Annotated in this window: 12 protein-coding genes; 10 read left to right on the forward strand and 2 right to left on the reverse strand. The window is 72.1% G+C overall.

The genetic code is table 11. The annotated features are described in order from the left end of the window. Window positions 1-18: 18 nt before the first annotated feature. On the reverse strand, window positions 19-855 hold the full coding sequence (locus tag KBX26_RS19810) for a low temperature requirement protein A (RefSeq protein ID WP_210866116.1): 837 nt from the start codon (window positions 853-855) through the stop codon (window positions 19-21). A 109-nt stretch (window positions 856-964) separates the two neighbouring features. Here KBX26_RS19810 and KBX26_RS19815 point away from each other — a divergent pair, with 109 nt between their 5' ends. Together KBX26_RS19815 and KBX26_RS19820 are read left to right on the forward strand one after the other, a co-directional pair. Next, window positions 965-1,528: an RNA polymerase sigma factor gene (locus KBX26_RS19815; RefSeq protein ID WP_036410537.1), complete on the forward strand. Its 564-nt coding sequence runs from the start codon at window positions 965-967 to the stop codon at window positions 1,526-1,528. Then, on the forward strand, window positions 1,528-2,592 hold the full coding sequence (locus KBX26_RS19820) for a hypothetical protein (protein ID WP_210860272.1): 1,065 nt from the start codon (window positions 1,528-1,530) through the stop codon (window positions 2,590-2,592). Before KBX26_RS19815 ends, KBX26_RS19820 begins: the two co-directional genes overlap by 1 nt. Before the next feature lie 53 nt (window positions 2,593-2,645). On the opposite strand, the gene KBX26_RS19825 is transcribed toward KBX26_RS19820, so the two are convergent. Continuing rightward, complete coding sequence (locus KBX26_RS19825) at window positions 2,646-4,037, reverse strand: KamA family radical SAM protein (RefSeq protein WP_051708079.1); 1,392 nt, start codon at window positions 4,035-4,037, stop codon at window positions 2,646-2,648. A gap of 154 nt (window positions 4,038-4,191) precedes the next feature. On the opposite strand from KBX26_RS19825, the gene KBX26_RS19830 reads away from it, so the two are divergent. The 8 genes from KBX26_RS19830 to KBX26_RS19865 all read left to right on the forward strand — a co-directional run bounded on the left by KBX26_RS19830 (window position 4,192) and on the right by KBX26_RS19865 (window position 14,159). After that, complete coding sequence (locus tag KBX26_RS19830) at window positions 4,192-5,241, forward strand: zinc-binding alcohol dehydrogenase (RefSeq protein ID WP_210866138.1); 1,050 nt, start codon at window positions 4,192-4,194, stop codon at window positions 5,239-5,241. A gap of 4 nt (window positions 5,242-5,245) precedes the next feature. After that, complete coding sequence (locus tag KBX26_RS19835; RefSeq protein ID WP_210866117.1) at window positions 5,246-6,811, forward strand: amidohydrolase; 1,566 nt, start codon at window positions 5,246-5,248, stop codon at window positions 6,809-6,811. 22 nt (window positions 6,812-6,833) lie between these two features. Then, window positions 6,834-8,393, forward strand: a complete 1,560-nt coding sequence (locus KBX26_RS19840; RefSeq protein ID WP_210866118.1) for a lysine 5,6-aminomutase subunit alpha — start codon at window positions 6,834-6,836, stop codon at window positions 8,391-8,393. A gap of 71 nt (window positions 8,394-8,464) precedes the next feature. Next, window positions 8,465-9,214 carry an OAM dimerization domain-containing protein gene (locus KBX26_RS19845; RefSeq protein ID WP_030327600.1) on the forward strand — a complete coding sequence of 250 codons (750 nt, stop codon included), beginning with the start codon at window positions 8,465-8,467 and terminating at the stop codon, window positions 9,212-9,214. Next, a complete protein-coding gene (locus KBX26_RS19850) occupies window positions 9,211-9,615 on the forward strand; it encodes a hotdog domain-containing protein (RefSeq protein ID WP_030327602.1) in 405 nt (134 codons plus the stop codon). Before KBX26_RS19845 ends, KBX26_RS19850 begins: the two co-directional genes overlap by 4 nt. Continuing rightward, a complete protein-coding gene (locus KBX26_RS19855; RefSeq protein WP_210866119.1) occupies window positions 9,612-10,994 on the forward strand; it encodes a glutamate mutase L in 1,383 nt (460 codons plus the stop codon). The genes KBX26_RS19850 and KBX26_RS19855 overlap by 4 nt, the downstream gene beginning before the upstream one ends. Before the next feature lie 584 nt (window positions 10,995-11,578). After that, on the forward strand, window positions 11,579-13,315 hold the full coding sequence (lnt, locus tag KBX26_RS19860) for an apolipoprotein N-acyltransferase (protein ID WP_210866139.1): 1,737 nt from the start codon (window positions 11,579-11,581) through the stop codon (window positions 13,313-13,315). Window positions 13,316-13,349: 34 nt separating this feature from the next. Next, window positions 13,350-14,159, forward strand: a complete 810-nt coding sequence (locus tag KBX26_RS19865) for a polyprenol monophosphomannose synthase (RefSeq protein WP_081883635.1) — start codon at window positions 13,350-13,352, stop codon at window positions 14,157-14,159. Window positions 14,160-14,193: the final 34 nt, after the last annotated feature.

A 14,193-nucleotide genomic window follows, 5' to 3' on the forward strand; every position in this document is an offset into this window, starting at 1 on the left:
CGGTGCGCTGACGTCGATTTAGGCGCGCAGGGTGTCGGTCACGAGCATGAGCACCACGACGCCGGTGACGGCGACGAGTTGGGCGGGGGCGGCCAGGGCAGGGCCGACGGCGGTGGTTGCCAGCGCCGCTAGCGCGGTGGTGGGTCGGCTGAGGGGGAGGGGGAGTCGCAGGGCGCGGCGGGTGGCGGTGATGCCGATCAGGTAGAGCGCGACGCCACCACTGAGGGCGAGGGCGGCACCGGGGGTAGCTGGCTCATCGGGATGGGCGACGGCGGCGTGCAGGCCACTGACGGTGGCGATGACCCCGATCAGCAACAGGAAGTGGGGGAGGACGTAGGCGCGGGCTGCCAGCCGGGTGCGAGTGGCCGGTGCGGCGGCGGCGAGGGCAGCTTCGGCGGGTCGCGTGTCGGTGAAGTACGTCCACCACAGGGCGACGGGTAGGGCGAGGGCGAGCACGATCGCGGCGGCCTTTCCGGCGGTGAGATCTTCGGTCGGTACGCCCATGCCGATGGCGACGACGGATTCGCCGAGGGCGAAGAGAGCGCCGGTGTGGGTGAGGGCGTCGGGTAGTGCGACGGCGGTGAGCAGGAAGCCGGCCATGCCGGTGAAGAGCATCAGCCTGGTGGCGTTCCGTCGGGGTGGCAGGTGGTTGTTGAGCCAGGCGTAGCCGGTGTAGAGGTACCAGAGCAGGCCGAAGATCAGGGCGCTGCTTCCGAATCCAGCCCAGTTGCTGTGGGTTTCGAGGGCGCTGGCAAGTTGGGTGACGGTGAGCACGAACACGACGTCGAAAAAGACTTCGTCGAGCGTGACCCCGTCGGCCGTGCCCGTTTCGGGCGCTGTCCTCGGGTGTCCCATGGTGGTGGACGCTAGCCGCAGGCGGTGCACGGCATTCGCGGGTTGGTGATTCTCCTGGGGAGTGCCTGTGGACTGTCACGGTTGGGGGCGCACCGGACATGGAGTGGGTGTGAGCCCCGGGACAGAGCAGGACGAGGACCGATTCCGGCGGGCGTACGCCGAGGATTTCGAGTCGCTGTTGGCGTACGCGTTGCGGCGGGTCGCGCATCCGGAGGACGCGGCGGACGTGGTCGCGGAGACCTTCCTGGTGGCGTGGCGTCGCCGGCAGGACATTCCGGTTGCCGGTGCGGCCCGGCTGTGGCTGTACGGGGTCGCGCGGCGGGTGCTGGCGAATCATCACCGTGGGGGTGTTCGCCGGCAGCGCCTCGGTGAGCGGTTACGCCAGCAGATTGCCGCGTCGGTGACCGATCCGGGCAGTGAGGTGCCGGAGCGGCTTGCCGTTCGGGCGGCCCTATCGGGTCTGGCCGAGATGGACCGGGAGGTGCTGATGCTGACGGTGTGGGAGGGGCTGCAGCCGCATGAGGTGGCCGCGGTGCTGGGCGTGTCCGCCGCGGCGGTCCGGACCCGGTTGTCGCGGGCGCGGGTGAGGTTGCGGGCGTTGGTCGGCGACGATCCGGGGCCGCCCGGACATGTACTCGACGTACTGACCGCATCCACCCGCAAGGAGGACTGATGAGCACGGAGGAGCGTGCCGACCAGCTGGTTCGGGATGCCGACCCGGGTGGGCTCGGGATGTTGGGGGACCTCGGTGGGGTGAAGCAGACCCTTCTGGAGGACATCGTGTCCGAGTCGTTGGTTCGGCGTACCGTCGGGTCGGCGCCGCGGCGGTTGTGGGTGCGTCGCTTCGCGGGCGTCATGACGGCGGCGGCTGTGCTCGTGAGCATCGTGCCGGCGTCCATGGTGTTGCGGGGGCAGGGCGAGGACGACGCGGTCTCGCCGCTCGTCAGCGCGGGTGCGCGAGCCGGGGCCGTTTTTCCGCCGTCGGCGGTGGAGGCGGCGGAGAGGAGCCCGCGGTTACTGGTCGACCAGACCGGTTGGACGGTGGCGGCGCTGTCCGAGTTTTCCCAGGACTATGGCACTGTCAGGTTTCGCCGGGGTGCGCGGGAACTGGAGATGAACTGGTATCCGGCGTCCGTGTACGCGGACCGGTATGCCAATCAGCGCGAGACGGGGCCGGGAAGGTCGGTGCGGGTGGACGATTGGCCGGCTGATGTGTTTCAGAGCCTCAGCGGTGATTTCACGGTGCTGTTGCGTCCCCGCGACGACCTGGTCGTGGAGATCAAGTCCTCCGAGAACTGGTCGCGGAAGGACCTGGACCGGGTTCTCGCGGCCATCGTTCGGGTGGATGCGCGGACGTGGTTGGCGGTGCTTCCGGCGGAGATGGTCGTGCCGGTGCGGGAGCGGGCGGCGAAGGTGCTCGCCGACGTGCCGTTGCCGCCGGGGTTCGATATGGCCGCGCTGGAGGAGATCGGGGTCAGCGACTCGTACCAGTTCAGCGTGGGGGTGACGTCCCGGGTGGGTTGCGGGTGGATTGAGCAGTGGCGGCGGGCGACAGCGAGCGGGGATGAGGAGGCGGCACGGCAGGCCGCTGAGGCGCTGCGGGGGAGTCACGGCTGGCGGGTGCTGCGGGACATGGATCAGGCCGGTGACTGGCCGGAGGTGTTCTGGAGGTACGCCGACGAGGTCGCGGCGGGGACGTCGCCGACAGGGTACGTCGAGGCCCTGGGCTGCCGGTGACGGGAACGGCGACACCCCCGGGCAGTCTGCTCGGGGGTGTCGCCGTTGGTGGGTCAGTCGTCGCGGTGGTCGTTCCACCACTGCTGGCCGCCCTCGGGGAGGGTGTCGATCGGGTCGTAGTAGGCGTAGCGCTTGTTGAGCGCCTCCAGGTCGGCGGACTCGATGGAGGTGCGGTAGTTCTTGGTCCAGTAGGAGATGCCGCGCTCGCGGTCGTAGTCGGTGAGCATGTGCACCCAGCGCTTGCCGACGAACGGGACGTCGCAGACGATCCGGGGGGTGGCGTAGCCGGGGAGGTAGCCCATGATGTCGTGCTGGAGCTGCTGGGCGTGCCAGACCGGGACCCGCCAGTGTTCGGCGTTGGGGATCATGTCGCACATGTAGAAGTAGTACGGCAGGATCCCGGCTTCGCCTTGCAGGGCGAAGCAGAGGTCGAGCAGTTCCGGGGTGGTGGCGTTGACGCCGCGCATGAGGACGCCCTGGTTGCGGACGTCGCGGACGCCGACGTCGAGGGCGGTCTGGGCGGCCTTGGCGACCAGTGGGGTGAGCGACTGGGCGTGGTTGACGTGGGTGTGGATGGCGAGGTTGACGCCGCGGCGGGCGGCGGTGCGGGCGACGCGCTCCAGGCCTTCGACGACGTCGGGTTGCAGCCAGTGCTGGGGGAGGCCCATGAGGGCTTTGGTGGCGAGCCGGATGTCGCGGACCGTCTCCAGTTCCAGCAGGCGCATGAGGTACGACTCGAGGTTGCGCCAGGGGACGTTGGCCACGTCGCCGCCGGAGACGACCACGTCGCGGACGCCGGGGTGAGCCTTGAGGTAGGCGATGTGGGCGTCGTAGCGGTCGACGGGCTTGAGGGTGAGCTTGAGTTTGTCGACGGCGGGGGTGGAGTTGCCGACGAGGTCCATCCGGGTGCAGTGCCCGCAGTACTGGGGGCAGGTGGAGAGCAGCTCGGCGAGGACCTTGGTGGGGTAGCGGTGGGTGAGCCCTTCGGCGACCCACATGTCGTGTTCGTGGAGGCTGTCGCGGCTGGCGTAGGGGTGTGAGGGCCAGTCGGTGCGGCGGTCGGAGGCGACCGGGATCATGTAGCGGCGGATGGGGTCGGCGAGCAGTGCCTCGGTGGTGGGGGTCGCGAACGGCACCATCGTGTTGATCATCTGGGGTGGCACCAGCATGGACATGGTGGCCAGGGCCTTCTGGTCGGCCTCGAGGTCGGCGTAGAAGGTCTCGTCGATCAGGTCGCCGAAGACGGTGCGGAGCTGCTTGATGTTCTTGACGCAGTTGACGCGCTGCCACTGGGCGGATTCCCACTGGTCGCGGGTGATGTGGCGCCAGCCGGGGAAGCGGGTCCAGTCCGGTTCGACCAGGGGGCGGCGGTGGTATTCGTAGGGCTGCCCGGCGGTCGGTGCGGCGACCGGGGCGTGACGGGGGTGCGGGATGGTGTGGGTCACGGCCCCTCCTCGGTGGTGCGGCTGATCATCGAAGCCCGAAGGCTACTGGAAAATATTCGGTACAGAAACTAGTCTGCCGTAAGTTTTCCCGTTACGCGAGCCTTGACCGGGGCTTCGGGCGGCTGGACAGGGGGAGGTCGGCGTGACGTCACCGGTGGGACTGCACCGCGTCGTGCAACCGGCGGGGGTGCTGCCGCAGGCGGCTTGGCGGCTGGACACGTCGGCGGTGATCGCGCCGAACGAGGTACGGATCCGGGTGCAGCGGCTCAACCTGGACGCGGCGAGCTTCCGGCAGTTGTCGGAGAAGCACGGCGGTGACAGTGACGCGGTCCGCGCCGAGGTACTGGAGATCATTTCGACCCGGGGGAAGATGCAGAACCCGGTGACCGGGTCGGGTGGGATGTTGATCGGCACTGTCGAGGAGGCCGGTCGGCGCTCCCCGTTGGGGCTCAGGGCGGGCCAGCGGGTCGCCACCCTGGTGTCGTTGACGTTGACGCCGTTGGTGATCACCGACGGGTTGGCCCGTTGGGACGGGCGCAGCGAGCAGGTGCCGTGCGACGGGTGGGCGATCCTGTTCGCGCGGTCCATCGCCGCGGTGCTGCCCGAGGACGAGGACCCGCAGTTGTCCCTGGCCGTGCTGGACGTGTGCGGGGCGCCCGCGCTGACCGCCCGGGTGGTGTCGCGCTACGTCGAGGACCGGCGGCGCGCCGGTGACCCGTCGCCGGTGCGGGTCGCGGTGATCGGTGGAGCGGGCAAGAGCGGGTCGCTGTCGCTGGCTGCGGCACGGCGCGCGGGCGCCGCCCGTACCGTCGGGGTGGTGCCGGTGGCGGCGGAGCGCGACGCGCTGACGGCCGCCGGTCTGGCGTCGGTGGTGGCGTTGGCAGACGCCCGCGACCCGGTGGGGTTGTCCACGGCGGTGACCACCGCGCTGGGTGCCCCGGCGGACGTGACGGTGGTCTGCGTGGACGTGCCGGGGTGTGAGCACGGGGCGGTGTTGGCCACCGCGGACGGCGGCACGGTGATTTTCTTCTCGATGGCGACGAGCTTCTCCGCTGCGGCGTTGGGTGCGGAGGGGTTGGCGGCGGACGTGACGATGCTGGTCGGCAACGGGTACGTGCCGGGGCACGCGGAGCTGGCGTTGGGGTTGTTGCGGGCCGAGCCGGGGGTGCGTCAGCTGTTCGCGGCGCGGGTCGCGGCAGACTGAGGTCATGACGAACCCCTCGACGTTGTATCGCGGCGGCGTGCTGCACTGCCCCGCCGACCCGAGTGCGACCGCGCTGCTGGTGTCCGGTGGGCGGATCGCCTGGTTGGGCACCGATGGTGACGCGCCGTCGGCCGACCGGGTGGTGGACCTGGGTGGGGCGCTGGTGACGCCGGCGTTCGTGGACGCGCACGTGCACGCCACCGACACCGGGTTGGCGTTGTCCGGGCTGGAGTTGTCGCGGGTGCGCTCGGCCGGGCAGCTGCTCGACGCGGTGGCCGGGTTCGCGGCGGGTCTGCCGGCGGACGCGGTGGTGCTGGGGCACGGCTGGGACGAGTCGGGTTGGTCGGATCCGACGTTGCCGGACGCGGCGGCGTTGGACCGGGCGGCCGGTGGCCGGCGGGTGTACCTGTCGCAGGCGTCGATCCATTCGGCGTTGGTGTCCTCGGCGATGCTGGCGGCGTGTCCGCAGGCGGCGACCGAGGCCGGGTACGACGCGTCGGGGTGGTTGCGGCGCGACGCGCACCATGTGGTGCGGGCGGCCGCGCAGGGGTCGGTGAGTCGGGCGCAGCGGGTCGCGGCGCAGCGGGTGGCGTTGGCGCACGCGGCGTCGTTGGGCATCGCGGCGGTGCACGAGTGCGGTGGTCCGGAGATCTCCGACGAGGAGGACTTCACCGGTCTGCTGGGCATCTCCGGGGCGGGGTTGCCGGAGGTGTACGGGTACTGGGGTGAGCTGGGTGGCGCGGCGCGGGCCCGGGAGTTGGGTGCGGTGGGCGCCGGTGGGGACCTGTTCGCCGACGGGGCGTTGGGGTCGCGGACGGCGCACGTGTCGCAGCCGTACGGCGACGGTGACGGGTGCGGGCACGGGTACCTGAGCGCCGAGCAGGTCCGCGATCACCTGCTGGACTGTGCGGCGCACGGCCTGCAGGGCGGGTTCCACGCCATCGGTGACGCGGCGATCGGCACGGTCCTGGACGGGTTCGCGGCGGCGGCGCGGACGGTGGGGGTGGAGCGGTTGCGGGCGGCCCGGCACCGCATCGAGCACGCGGAGATCATGAACAAGCGGTTGATCGCGCGGTTCGTGGAGTACGGGGTGGTGGCGAGCATGCAGCCGGCGTTCGACCGGTTGTGGGGTGGCGCGGGTCGGATGTACGAGGCGCGGTTGGGGTTGGACCGGTCGTTGGAGTCGAACCCGATGGGTGCGATGCACTCGGTGGGGGTGGCGTTGGCGTTCGGGTCGGATTCGCCGGTGACGCCGCTGGACCCGTGGGGGTCGGTGCGGGCGGCGGCGGCGCACCACAACCCGGCGCAGCGGATGGGGGTGCGCTCGGCGTTCGCGGCGCACACCCGGGGTGGGTGGCGGGCGGTGCACCTGGATGTCGAGGGGGTTCTGGCGTTGGGTGCGCCGGCGACGTTCGCGGTGTGGTCGACACCGGCGGGGGTGCAGCGGGGTCTGCCGGTGTTGCTGGCCGAGGACCCGGAGCAGTGGGGTCCGGACGACCCGACGCCGCTGCCGGTGTGTCGGCGTCTGGTGCTGCGCGGTGAGGTCATCTACGAGGAAGGGTCGTCGTGAGCGAGCAGATGAGCGGTGTGGCGTGACCGGCAAGCTTGATCTTGATCCGGTGTTGGTGGCGCGGGCGCGGGAGTTGGCGCGTCGGGCCGGGCAGCCGGTGGTGGACCTGGCTCGCAGCCACACCACCGTGTCGGTGGAGCGGGCGGTGCTGCGGTTGGCCGGCGTGAGCGGCGCCGACCCGGACGGCATCCCGTGGGTGAACCGGCTCGTCGACGCGGTCGCCGCGGACGTGGGGTTGGGTCACGGGGTGGCGGTGCCGGTGTTCGACGCCCTGGCCCGCGAGGGCATCACCGATGTGACGTTGCTGGCGCAGAAGGCCGCGGCCGGGTCGGTGCGGTTCACCCAGCCGACCGGGCGGGCCGCGACGGCGGCCCGGTCGGCGGCGCGCAGGGCGGTCGGCGCGGGCATCCGGCGCATCGACCGGCGGCGCGCCGAACGGGACCGGCTCATCAAGCGGCACGGGGACCCGAAGCAGCGGCCGTGGATCTACCTGATCGTGGCGACCGGCGACATCTACGAGGACATTCCGCAGGCGCAGGCGGCGGCGCGGGCCGGCGCGGACGTGATCGCGGTGATCCGCTCCACCGGGCAGTCGCTGCTGGACTACGTGCCCGAGGGCGCGACCCGGGAGGGTTTCGCCGGCACGTACGCCACGCAGGAGAACTTCCGGTTGATGCGCGCGGCGTTGGACGAGTCGTCGAAGGAGTTGGGACGCTACGTGCGGTTGACCAACTACGCGTCGGGGTTGTGCATGCCGGAGATGGCGACCCTGGCCGGGTTGGAACGCCTCGACATGATGTTGAACGATTCGATGTACGGGATCCTGTTCCGCGACATCAACCCGGTGCGTACGTTCGTCGACCAGCGGTTCTCCCGGCAGGTGCACGCCCGCGCCGGGATCATCATCAACACCGGTGAGGACAACTACCTGACCACCGCCGACGCCGTCGACGAGGCGCACACGGTGACGGTGTCGCAGCTGCTCAACGAGTTCTTCGCGCACGAGGCGGGGTTGGCGGACTGGCAGTTGGGTCTGGGCCACGCGTTCGAGATCAACCCGGAGGTGCCGGAGTCGTTCCGGCTGGAGTTGGCGCACGCCCTGCTGGCCCGGGAGTTGTTCCCGGACGCGCCGCTGAAGTGGATGCCGCCGACGAAACACATGACCGGTGACGTGTTCCGGGGCAACCTGCTCGACGGGTTCTTCAACCTGGCCGGTGCGCTGACCGGTCAGGGGATCCTGCTGGTGGGGATGATGACCGAGGCGGTGGTGACACCGTGGTTGTCGGATCGGGACATCGCCCTGCAGAACGTGCGCTACGTGCTGGGCGCGGCCGGTGGGCTGCACGAGGACTTCGTGCCGGCGCCGGGCGGGTTCATCCGCCGCCGCGCCAACCAGGTCCTCGGTGAGGCGCTGGACCTGTTGGAACGCATCGGGGAGCAGACGTTGCTGACGGCGATCGCCGAGGGCACCTTCGGGATCATGAAGCGGCCCGCGGACCGGGGCAAGGGCCTCGACGGGGTCGCCGCGCACGAGGCCGACTACTGCAACCCGGCCACCGACATCCTGGAGGCGGCGGCGTGAGCGAGCGTAGCGAGCGAACCGGCCAGCACAGCAGTCCCGCGCTCACGCCGCCGGCGCGAAGCGGCGGCGGCGTGAGCAAGCAGATCGTGCGCCCGTACGGGGACACCACCGGTGACGGGATGGTGCAGGTGTCGTTCACCCTGCCGGTGGCGCATGACAAGCGCGCCGAGGGCGCGGCGGTGCAGTTGGCCAACAAGATGGGCATCGACCCGGCGATGGTGGTGCACGCCAAACCGATGGGTGACGGGTTCACCTTCTTCGTCGTCTACGGGCGGGTGAACCACCTGGTCGACCTCGACGCCGTGCAGGTGGTGGAGCGTGACTTCGCGTTGCTGTCGGCGAAGGACGTCAACACGGTGATCAAGCAGCGGTTGCGGCGCAAGCTGTCGGTGGTCGGGGCGTGCATCGGCACCGACGCGCACACGGTGGGCATCGACGCGATCCTCAACGTCAAGGGCATCGCGGGGGAGAAGGGCCTGGAGTACTACCGGGAGTTGAAGGTCACCAACATGGGTGCGCAGGTCAGCGTGCCGGAGTTGGTGGAGACCGCCCGGGCGGAGAAGGCCGACGCGGTGCTGGTGTCGCAGGTGGTCACCCAACGCGACGCGCACCTGCACAACACCCGGGAGATGTCGGCGGCGTTCCGGGAGGCGATGCCGGCGGGGCGGCGGCCGCTGCTGATCGTCGGTGGTCCCCGCTTCGACGAGACGATGACCGACGAGTTGGGCGTGGACCGGATCTTCGGTCGGGGCACCACGCCCGGCGAGGTGGCCAGCTACCTGGTGCACGCTCTGATCACGCAACGGAAGGCGATGGCATGACCGACGCACGGCTCGGGTTGACGGTGACGCACCGGCGGTATGTGCCGTACTCGCACGCCCACTACGGCGGGAACCTGGTCGACGGGGCGTACGCGCTCGGTTTGTTCGGTGACGTCGCCACCGAGGTGTGCATCCGCACCGACGGTGACGAGGGGCTGTTCGCCGGGTACGCCGACGTGCGCTTCCACGCGCCCATCCACGCCGGGGACGTGGTGCAGGTGACCGCGCAGGTGTCGCGGGTGGGCACCCGCAGCCGCACCCTGGAGTTGAGCTGCGCGGTGGTGTGCCGGGGTCGCCCGGACCGTTCCGCGTCCGCCGCGGAGGTCCTCGACCCGCCGATCGTGGCGGTCACCGCGACCGGCACCGTGGTCGTCCCCGCCGCAGTCGGTCGCGAGGAATGAGCCAGGGTCGCGAGCCCCGCGGTCGCGGACCGGGAGAGCCCGCGACACTGGCGGTCTGCGCCGACGTCGGTTCCACGTACACGAAGGTGGCGGTGGTGGACCTGGCCGCCGGTGTCCTCGCCGGTGCGGCGTCGGCGCCGACCACTGTCGGCACCGACGTGCTGCACGGCCTGGACGCCGCGGTGGCGGCGGCCACCGCCGGGCTGCGGGTGGGTGACGTGCCGTGGTACGTGTGTTCGTCGGCCGGGGGTGGGTTGCGGCTGGCCGTGATCGGCTATGAGCCGTTGGTCACCGCGCAGGCCGGGCGGCGGGTCGGGTTGTCCGCGGGCGCGCACGTGGTGCACGTCGCGGCGGGTCGGCTCGGCGCGGCCGACCTGACGGCGGTGCGGGCGGCCCGACCCGATGTGGTGCTGCTCGTCGGCGGCACCGACGGCGGTGACGCCGACACGATCACCCACAACGCGACCCGGCTGGCCCGGGCCCGGTGGCGCCGGCCCGTGGTGTACGCGGGCAACTCCGACGTGCGCGAGCAGCTGACCGGGTTGCTGGGCGACGCCGGGGTGCCGGTCACCGCCGCCGACAACGTCCTGCCGCGCATCGGGGTGCTCGCCCCGGATTCGGCGCGCTCGGCGATCCGCGCGGTGTTCCTGCGTCACGTCATCGGTGGTAAACGACTGTCCAGGGGCACCCGGTTCGCGCGGCTGGTGCGGGCGGCCACCCCCGACGCGGTGCTCACCGGTGTGGAGGTGCTCGCCGACACCCTCGGTGGTGATCTCGCCGTCGTCGACGTGGGTGGGGCCACCACCGACGTGTACTCGGTGCTCACGCCCGACGAGCGGGCCACCGGGCCGGGCCAGGAGGTCGCCGGCAGTCTGTGGCGGGCCCGCACCGTGGAGGGCGATCTGGGGATGCGGTGGAGCGCCCCCGGGGTGGTGCGCGCCGCCGTCGAGGAGCGGCTGCTCGCCGGGGACGAGTCCGACGACCTGGCGGCCGCCGCGGCGCGTCGGGCGGGCGACCCGGCGTTACTGGCCGTCGACGACGTCGAGCGGGCCGTGGACCGGCGCATCGCCACCCTCGCCGCGACGGTGGCGCTGCGCCGGCACGCCCGGGGCGCGGCCACCGGTGAGCGGGCCGGGCGGGACCTGCGCGACGTGCGGCTGCTGGTGGGCTCCGGTGGGGTGTTGCGGCACGCCCCGGCGGACATGTCCGGGCAGGTGCTGTCGGCGGTCCTGGCCGATCACGCCGGCGGGTGGGCGCTGCCGCGCGCTGCCGCGACGGTCGTCGACGCGGACTACGTGCTGGCCGCCGGAGGGCTGCTCGCCGAGGAACACCCGGCGGCCGCGAGGGCGCTGCTGCGTCACCATCTGCGTACGCAGTGAGACTCGCCGACCGACACGCCGTGTCGCAACACACGACAGGCCGGGTGCGGGTTGACAACCGACGGGGGTCGGCACGTACCGTCTTTGAGTCCTACCACGGGAAGCGGCTGTTGTTCGCTTCGTCCCTTCGTCCGCTGGCCGAGCGACATGTTTCAGCGTCATCGTCGCGGCGGCCAGGTCCAGCGGGCGGGGGTCGGCGGGGCGGCGCGAACCGGCCGCGGTTACCGGTGTACGGGCAGGGTGAGGTGCACGGCCAGTAGACAACGGCCCGGCGGGGGCAGCCAGTCCACGTCCGGTCGGTCCGAAGGTCGTCGTGCCCCATCCTCGCCACACCGGCCGGGAAGGGCCTGGGAGCATCGGGGCGCGGCGTCAGCCGCGCCCCGATTTCATCCCCCCACCCTCACGCCACGCCACTCCCACTCCCACTCCACTCCCGGCGATCTTGCGGTTTCGGTCGTCGATGTGGGCGGGAATGCCCCTTGTGTCGGCACGGAAAGCGCAAGATCGGCGAGCGGGGGGCCCGGCCGGCGGGACCATCAGGCGGGTAGCCTTCGCCGGGTGATCGAGGTGAAGCTGCGGTGACGATGCTGGACCAGGATGAAACCCGCACCCCCCGGGTGACCGGCGCGCCGGTCGTCGCGGGTCGGCCGCTGCCGCTGCGGGTCGCTGTGCCCCTGGCCGTGGCCGCCGGGCTGGCCCTGCTGGTGGCGTTCCCCCCGTACGGGGTGTGGCCGCTTGCGCCCGTCGGGGTGGCGTTGCTGGCCGCCGCCGTACACCGGCGGCGGTTGCGCGCCGGCGCCGGCCTGGGCTTCCTGACCGGGGTGGCGTTGTTCGCCCCGCTGCTGGCCTGGACGAACCTGCACACCGGTTACCTGCCGTGGGTGCTGCTGTCGTTGCTGCAGGCCGGCTACCTGGCGCTGCTGGGCGCCGCTACCGCCTGGGTGTCGCCGCTGGCCGACCGGGGCCGCTGGGCGTGGCCGGCGCTGACCGGGCTGCTCTGGGTGGGCCAGGAGGCGCTGCGCGACCGCACCCCGTTCGGCGGGTTCCCCTGGGGGCGGCTCGCGTTCAGCCAGGACGAGTCGCCGCTGCTGCGCCTGGCCGCGCTGGGCGGCGCGCCGGTGGTCACCTTCGCCGTCGCCCTCGTCGGCGGTCTGCTGGTCACCGCCGGCTGGCGCACCGTCAGCACCCTGCGCCGCACCACCCCCAACGGCACCGGCCCGAGCACCCACACGGCCGACACCGCGGACACCGCGGACACCGACAGCGATCAGCTCGACGGCCCCGCCGACACCAACCCCACCACCGCCGCGCCGTCCGGCGGCGGTTCGGCGCGGCGGTGGACGCCGGTCGTCGTCCCCGCGGTCGTGGCCGTCGCGCTGACCGCCGGTGCCCTGCTCGTGCCGGTCGCCTCCGCCGGGTCCGGCGCCACCGTCACCGTGGCGATCGTGCAGGGCAACGTGCCGCGGCTGGGCCTGGACTTCAACGCCCAACGGCAGGCGGTGCTCAACAACCACGTCGACGCCACCATCGAGCTTGCCGGGCGGGTCGCCGCCGGGCAGCAGCCGCGCCCCGACGTGGTGGTGTGGCCGGAGAACTCCAGCGACATCGACCCGCTGCGCAACCCCACCGCCGGTGCCCGGATCTCCCAGGCCGCCGACACCATCGGCGCGCCGATCCTGGTCGGCGCGGTGCTACTGGGCCCCGACGTCGGGCAGGTCCGCAACGCCGGCATCCTGTGGCGCCCCGGCACCGGCGCCGACATGGAGCAGCTGTACACCAAACGCCACCCGGTGCCGTTCGCCGAGTACGTGCCGCTGCGCGACGTGGCCCGGATGGTCAGCAAGCAGGTCGACCTGATCCGCAACGACTTCGTGCCCGGAAGCACCCCGGGCGTGGTACGGGCCGGCCCCGCCGTGCTCGGTGACGTGATCTGCTTCGAGGTCGCCTACGACGAGGTGGTCCGGGACACCGTCACCGGCGGCGCGCAACTGCTGGTGGTGCAGACCAACAACGCCACGTTCAACGTGGCGGAGGCCCGCCAGCAGCTGGCCATGGTGCGGTTGCGGGCGGTGGAGCACGGCCGGCCGGCGTTGATGGCCTCCACTGTCGGTGTGTCCGGGTTCGTCGCACCCGACGGGCGGGTAAGCGATGCCACCGGGTTCAACACCCGGGAGGTCGTGGTGCGGCAGGTGCGCCTCGACGACGGACGCACCCTCGCCACCCGCCTCGGTTGGTGGCCGGAGGTGACGCTCGCCGCGCTGGCCGCGGCGGCCCTGGTCGGCGCGGCGGTGCTGCGCCGACGGCGGGTCATGCCCGGATAGCAACAGCCGGTACGCCGGCGGGAGCGGAGGAACCGTGATCCAGGCGACCGATACGATCCGACGCCCGGACGAGGTGCCCGGGGTGGGCCGGGTGCTGGTGGTGATCCCCACCTACAACGAGGCCGACAACATCGCCGCGATCGTGGGCCGGGTCCGGCGCGCCGCCCCGGCGGTGCAGGTCCTCATCGCCGACGACAACAGCCCCGACGGCACCGGCGCGATCGCCGACGCCCTCGCCGACGGTGACGCGCACGTGCAGGTGCTGCACCGCCAGGGCAAGCAGGGCCTCGGCGCGGCGTACCTGGCCGGGTTCGGGTGGGCGCGCGAGCGCGGCTACCAGGCGGTCGTGGAGATGGACGCCGACGGCTCGCACGCCCCGGAGGACCTGCCGGCGTTGCTGGACGCCGCCCGCGACGCGGACGTGGTGATCGGCTCCCGGTGGACCAGCGGCGCGCGGGTGCTCAACTGGCCGCTGCGGCGGCTGCTGCTGTCGCGCTGCGGCAACCTGTACGCGCGGCTGGCGCTGGGCATGCCCGTCTCGGACGCCACCGGTGGCTACCGGGTGTACCGGACCAGCGCGTTGGACGCGATCGACCTGGAGTCGGTGACCTCGCAGGGCTACTCGTTCCAGGTGGAGCTGTCGCGACTGGCGCACCGGGCCGGGGTGCGGATCGTGGAGGTGCCGATCACGTTCGCCGAGCGGGAACGCGGCGACAGCAAGATGAGCCCGAAGATCGTGGCGGAGGCGCTGTGGCGGATCACCGCCTGGGGGGTGCGGGACCGACGCCAGTCGGTACGCCGCGGCCTGCACGGCACCGCCACCGGTCAGGCCCGGTGGCCGTGAGCGCGGTCGTGTCATGCTGGATGAGCGGACCACG

The organism is Micromonospora sp. C97, assembly GCF_018070385.1.
Lineage (GTDB): Bacteria > Actinomycetota > Actinomycetes > Mycobacteriales > Micromonosporaceae > Micromonospora > Micromonospora parva.

Coding starts and splice junctions, on each gene's coding strand:
- KBX26_RS19810 (WP_210866116.1), bottom strand. CDS start 855: ATGGGACACCCGAGGACAGCGCCCGAAACGGGCACGGCCGACGGGGTC.
- KBX26_RS19820 (WP_210860272.1), top strand. CDS start 1,528: ATGAGCACGGAGGAGCGTGCCGACCAGCTGGTTCGGGATGCCGACCCG.
- KBX26_RS19835 (WP_210866117.1), top strand. CDS start 5,246: ATGACGAACCCCTCGACGTTGTATCGCGGCGGCGTGCTGCACTGCCCC.
- KBX26_RS19850 (WP_030327602.1), top strand. CDS start 9,211: ATGACCGACGCACGGCTCGGGTTGACGGTGACGCACCGGCGGTATGTG.
- KBX26_RS19855 (WP_210866119.1), top strand. CDS start 9,612: ATGAGCCAGGGTCGCGAGCCCCGCGGTCGCGGACCGGGAGAGCCCGCG.
- lnt (WP_210866139.1), top strand. CDS start 11,579: ATGCTGGACCAGGATGAAACCCGCACCCCCCGGGTGACCGGCGCGCCG.